We start from the raw sequence: 5,007 nt of genomic DNA on the forward strand, positions 1-5,007 counted from the left end.
GTGTGTACTCGCCCGATCTGACCCCTCCCTGGAAGAAGAAGCCGCAGCCGCGGGCCGTGGCCAGCACCTCGCCGTCGGCACCCACCACGGCCACGTCGGTCTTGCTGTTGCCCGCGTCGATGGCGAGCACGGTCGAGGTCAGGCCCACGCCAGGTGCTCCCGGTTGTGCGCGACCAGCCGGTCGGTCAGGGCGTCGGCGTACTCGTACTGCCCGATCAGGGGGTGGGCCAGCAGGGCGCGGAACACCCGGTCCCGGCCGCCGCGCAGCGCCGCGTCCAGCGCCAGGTCCTCGTACGCCGTCACGTTCGCGATCAGGCCCGTGAACAGCGGGTCGAGCGCCGGGACGGGCAGCGGGACCGGGCCCTCGGGGCCGACCGCCGCCTGCACCTCGATCACCGCGTCGTCGGGCAGGAACGGCAGCGTGCCCCGGTTGAGGGTGTTCACCACCTGGTACGGGCTGCCGCCCCCGCCCAGCAGGGCCGCCGCGAGGTCGACGGCCGCCTCCGAGTAGAAGGCGCCGCCGCGCCTCGCGAGCAGCGCGGGTTTCCCGTCCAGGGCCGGGTCGCCGTACATCGCCAGCAACTCCCGTTCCATCGCCGCCACTTCCGCCGCCCGGGAGGGCTTGGTGCGCAGTTCGCGGACGACCTCGTCGTGGGCGTAGAAGTAGCGCAGGTAGTAGGAGGGGACCACGCCGAGGCGGTCCAGCAGGGGGCGGGGCAGGCGGACGTCGGCGGCGATGGCCTCGCCGTGTTCGGCCAGCAGCCGGGGCAGGACGTCCGCGCCGTCCGGCCCGCCCAGTCGCACACCCGTTTCCCAGGTGAGGTGGTTCAGGCCCACGTGCGCCAGGTGCACTTCGGCGGGGGCCGTGCCCAGCAGGGCGGCGAACTTGCGCTGGAAGCCGATGGCCACGTTGCACAGGCCGACCGCCCGGTGCCCGGCCCCGAGCAGGGCGCGGGTGACGATGCCGACCGGGTTGGTGAAGTCGATGATCCAGGCGCGCGGGTTGGCCCGGCGGACCCGTTCGGCGATGTCGAGGACGACCGGGACCGTGCGCAGGGCCTTGGCCAGGCCGCCCGCGCCGGTGGTCTCCTGGCCGATGCAGCCGCACTCCAGCGGCCAGGTCTCGTCCTTCTCGCGGGCCGCCTGGCCGCCGACGCGCAGCTGGAGCAGGACGGCGTCGGCGCCGTCGACTCCCGCGTCCAGGTCGGAGGTGGTCACGATCCGGCCGGGGTGGCCCTGCCGGGCGAAGATCCGCCGGGCCAGGCCGCCGACCGGCTCCAGCCGGTCCGCGGCCGGGTCGACCAGGACCAGTTCCTCGACGGGGAGGGTGTCGCGCAGCCGGGCGAAGCCGTCGACGAGTTCGGGGGTGTAGGTCGAGCCGCCGCCGACCACGGTGAGTTTCACAGTCAGATCAACCCTTTACTCCGGTGAGCGTCACGCCTTCGACGAACGCCTTCTGGGCGAGGAGGAACACGAGGACGACGGGGGCCATGACCAGTACGGTCGCGGCCATGGTGAGGTTCCAGTCGGTGTGGTGGGCGCCCTTGAAGGACTCCAGGCCGTAGGACAGGGTCCAGGCGCCGGGGTTCTCGGACGCGTAGATCTGCGGGCCGAAGTAGTCGTTCCAGGCGTAGAAGAACTGGAAGAGGGCCACGGCCGCGATGCCCGGCCTGGCCATGGGCAGCACCACCCGCAGCAGGGTGCGCAGGTCGCCGCAGCCGTCGACCCTGGCCGCGTCCAGGTACTCGTCCGGGATCGTGGTCAGGAACTGGCGCAGCAGGAAGATGGAGAACGCGTCCCCGCACGCCATGGGCAGGATCAGCGGCCACAGGGTGCCGGACAGATCGAGCTGCCTGGCCCAGAACAGGTACATCGGGATGACGACCACCTGGGGCGGCAGCATCATCATCGAGATCACCAGCATCAGCGACAGCCTGCGGCCCCGGAAGCGGAACTTGGCGAGCGCGTACGCCACCGGCAGCGAGGACACCACGGTGAGGACGGTGCCCAGGCCGGCGTAGAGCAGCGTGTTGCGCCACCAGGTGAGGAAGCCGGGGGTGTCGAACACCTTCCGGTAGTTGCCCCACTCCCAGGTGTGCGGGACCAGGTCGCGGCTGAGGGCCTGGCTGTCGCTCATCAGCGAGGTCAGGAACAGGAAGACGAAGGGGAGCGTGAAGAACAGGGCCGCGGCCACGCCCAGGGAGTGCACCGCGATCCACTGGAGGGACGCCTTGCGGCGGGTCATACGTCAGTCACCTGCCTGGATCAGGCCGCCGCGGCGCCGCATCAGCAGCGCGGTGAACGCCATCGACAGGGCGAACAGCACCAGCGCCACCACGCACGCCGAGCCGTAGTCGAAGCGCTGGAAGCCGAGGTTGTAGACGAGCTGGGGGAGGGTGAGCGTCGACTTGTCGGGATAGCCGGGCTCGAACTGGGTGCCGGCGCCCTGGATCACTCCGGAGGCGACCTTCCCGGCGACCAGCGGCTGGGTGTAGTACTGCATGGTCTGGATCACTCCGGTGACGACCGCGAACATCACGATCGGGGAGATGGCCGGCAGCGTCACGTACCGGAACCGCTGCCAGGCCGAGGCGCCGTCCAGCTGGGCCGCCTCGTACTGCTCCGCCGGCACGTCGAGCAGCGCCGCCATGAAGATCACCATCAGGTCGCCGATGCCCCACAGCGCCAGCAGGGTCAGCGCCGGCTTGGACCAGTCCGGGTCGCCGAACCAGCCCGGCGCGGGCAGCCCGGCCCGCTCCAGCAGGGAGTTCACCGGCCCGGTGCCCGGGTTGAGCAGGAAGGCGAAGGCCATGGTGGCCGCGACCGGCGGGGCGAGGTAGGGCAGGTAGAACAGGGTGCGGAAGACGCCCGTCGCCGTCTTGATCTTCGTGATGAGCAGGCCGACGCCCAGCCCGAAGACCACCCGCAGGCTCACCATCACCACGACCAGCCACAGCGTGTTGCGCAGCGCGGGCCAGAACAGCGGGTAGTGCTCGAAGACGTAGACCCAGTTGCGGCCGCCGGTGAACTCCGGCGGCCGGAAACCGTCGTAGTGCATGAGGGAGAAGTAGACGGTCGAGACCAGCGGGTAGGCGAAGAAGACCCCGAAGCCGACGAGCCAGGGCGCCATGAAGGCGAGCGTGCGCAGGGTCGCGCGGCGGCGCTTGGCCGCCAGGGTGCCGGCGCTCACGGCCGCGCCTGCACGATGTCGGTGTCGATCTGCGCGGCCGTCTTCTCCAGCCCGGCCCTCAGGTCGGTGACCTTGCCGCTCTCGTAGTCGTAGCCGAACTGCTGGATCGTCACCAGGTACACCCCGCCGTTGACGGAGGCGGGCGCGGAGGTGGAATACGGGTTGGCGGCGATGTCCAGGAAGGCCTTGAACCGCGGGTCGTACTTCAGCTTCGGGGACTTCAGGGCGGCCAGCGTGGAGGGCACGTTGTGGATGGCGTTGGCGAAGCCGGTCACCGCGTCCGTGTCCGTGGTGACGTACTTGACGAACTCCCATGCCGCGTTCTGCTTGCGGCTGGTGGCGGCGATGCCGGCGACGGTGCCGGTGAGATAGCCCTTGCCGTACTGGGCCGCCTGGTCGTCCGGGACGGGCAGCGGGGCCACCCCGATCTCGAAGTCCGGCTTCGCCTCCTCGGCCATCCCGAGCCGCCACTCGCCGTCGAGCTGCATGGCGACCTGACCGGTGTGGAAGGGGTGCCTGGGTCCCCACTCGTCGCCGAGGGTGGACCGGTACCGCTCCAGTCTGCGGAATCCGCCGAGTTCGTCCACGAGTCTCTTCTGGAGGGTGAAGGCCTCGGCGAACGCCGGGTCCTCGGCGACGTCGGACTTGCCGTCCTTGCCGAAGTACACCGGGGAGAACTGGCCGAGGTAGTGCTCGGTGGTGGACTCCCAGCCGTGGTAGTCCGGCATGAACCCGAGCTGCCGGTAGCCGTCGCCCTGCCGGACGGTCAGCTTCCTGGCGTCGGCGAGGAACTCGGACCAGGTCCTCGGCGGGCGCGCGATGCCCGCCTTCGCGAACGCCGTCTTGTTGTAGTAGAGCCCGTACGCGTCACCGAGCAGCGGGACCGCGCAGCGGTCGCCCTCGAACGCCGTGTACTCGGCCATGGGCTTCGGGAACGTCTTCTCCGGGTCGACCCCGGACTTGGCGAAGAAGGGGTTCAGGTCCACCAGCGCGCCCGAGGAGCAGAACCTGCCGACGTTGTTGGTGGTGAACGAGGAGACCACGTCCGGGGCCCGGTCGCCGCCCGCCCGCAGTGCCTGGTTGATCTTGTCGTCGGTCATGTTCCCGACGACCTTCACATGGATGTTGGGGTGCGCCCGCTCGAACCCGGCGACCAGCGACCGCACGGCCTTCACCTCGTTCGGCGCGCTCCAGGCGTGCCAGAAGGTGATCGTGGCCTCCTTCGAGGGGTCGTCGGTGGCGCTGCCGACGGACCGGCCGGTACACGCGGTGGTGAGCAGCACCGTGGCGACGGACAGGACGAAAGCCGTTTTCCGGGCGGCTCCGGGTATGGATGTGGGCATGACGAGGTCTCCCAGGGGACGGGTTCGGCGAGGAGAGGGGAAGCCGGGGGCTCAGCGCGAGGTGTCGAAGACCTCGTCGCGGGTGGCGGCGAGCGCGGACTCCAGCGCGCCGCGCAGCACGGGGTGTTCGCGGACCTCGCCGACGACCAGCCGGGGCCGGGCCGGGGCCAGCTCCGCCAGTTCGGCCTGGACGAGGGCCCGCAGCACCTCGCCGCCGGCCGTCAGCGCGGAGCCGCTGAGCACGACGAGTTCGGGGTCGAGGACGGAGACGAGCGAGGCGAGGCCGGTGGCCAGCCGGGTGGCGTAGGCGCCGAGCAGTTCCCGGTGGGGGCCGTCGGCGTGGTCGGCGGCGCGGGCCAGGAGGAGGGCGGCGGCCTCGGCGTGCGGGCCCGTGGGCACGTCGGATATGCCGAGTTCACGGGCCAGCGCCGGCAGGTGACCGGAGGCGTACTCACCGGGGGTGCGGACATCGAT

At 71.0% G+C, this 5,007-nt stretch carries 4 protein-coding genes and 1 pseudogene; all 5 read right to left on the reverse strand.

What is annotated here, in order from left to right; translation table 11 throughout:
• Window positions 1-138 precede the first annotated feature (138 nt).
• Window positions 139-1,404 (reverse strand): 6-phospho-beta-glucosidase, encoded by a 1,266-nt coding sequence (locus H5J33_RS23220; protein WP_181796842.1) that lies wholly within the window; start codon window positions 1,402-1,404, stop codon window positions 139-141.
• Window positions 1,405-1,411: 7 nt separating this feature from the next.
• Window positions 1,412-2,245 (reverse strand): carbohydrate ABC transporter permease, encoded by an 834-nt coding sequence (locus H5J33_RS23225; protein ID WP_181796843.1) that lies wholly within the window; start codon window positions 2,243-2,245, stop codon window positions 1,412-1,414.
• Window positions 2,246-2,248: 3 nt separating this feature from the next.
• Window positions 2,249-3,190 (reverse strand): carbohydrate ABC transporter permease, encoded by a 942-nt coding sequence (locus tag H5J33_RS23230; RefSeq protein ID WP_181796844.1) that lies wholly within the window; start codon window positions 3,188-3,190, stop codon window positions 2,249-2,251.
• Window positions 3,187-4,533: an ABC transporter substrate-binding protein gene (locus tag H5J33_RS23235; RefSeq protein ID WP_181796845.1), complete on the reverse strand. Its 1,347-nt coding sequence runs from the start codon at window positions 4,531-4,533 to the stop codon at window positions 3,187-3,189. The genes H5J33_RS23230 and H5J33_RS23235 overlap by 4 nt, the downstream gene beginning before the upstream one ends.
• Before the next feature lie 51 nt (window positions 4,534-4,584).
• Window positions 4,585-5,007 (reverse strand): annotated as a pseudogene (locus H5J33_RS23240) (sugar kinase); the annotation flags it as partial.

It is taken from the genome of Streptomyces sp. WELS2 (genome assembly GCF_013870595.1).
In the GTDB taxonomy this organism is placed as follows: domain Bacteria; phylum Actinomycetota; class Actinomycetes; order Streptomycetales; family Streptomycetaceae; genus Streptomyces.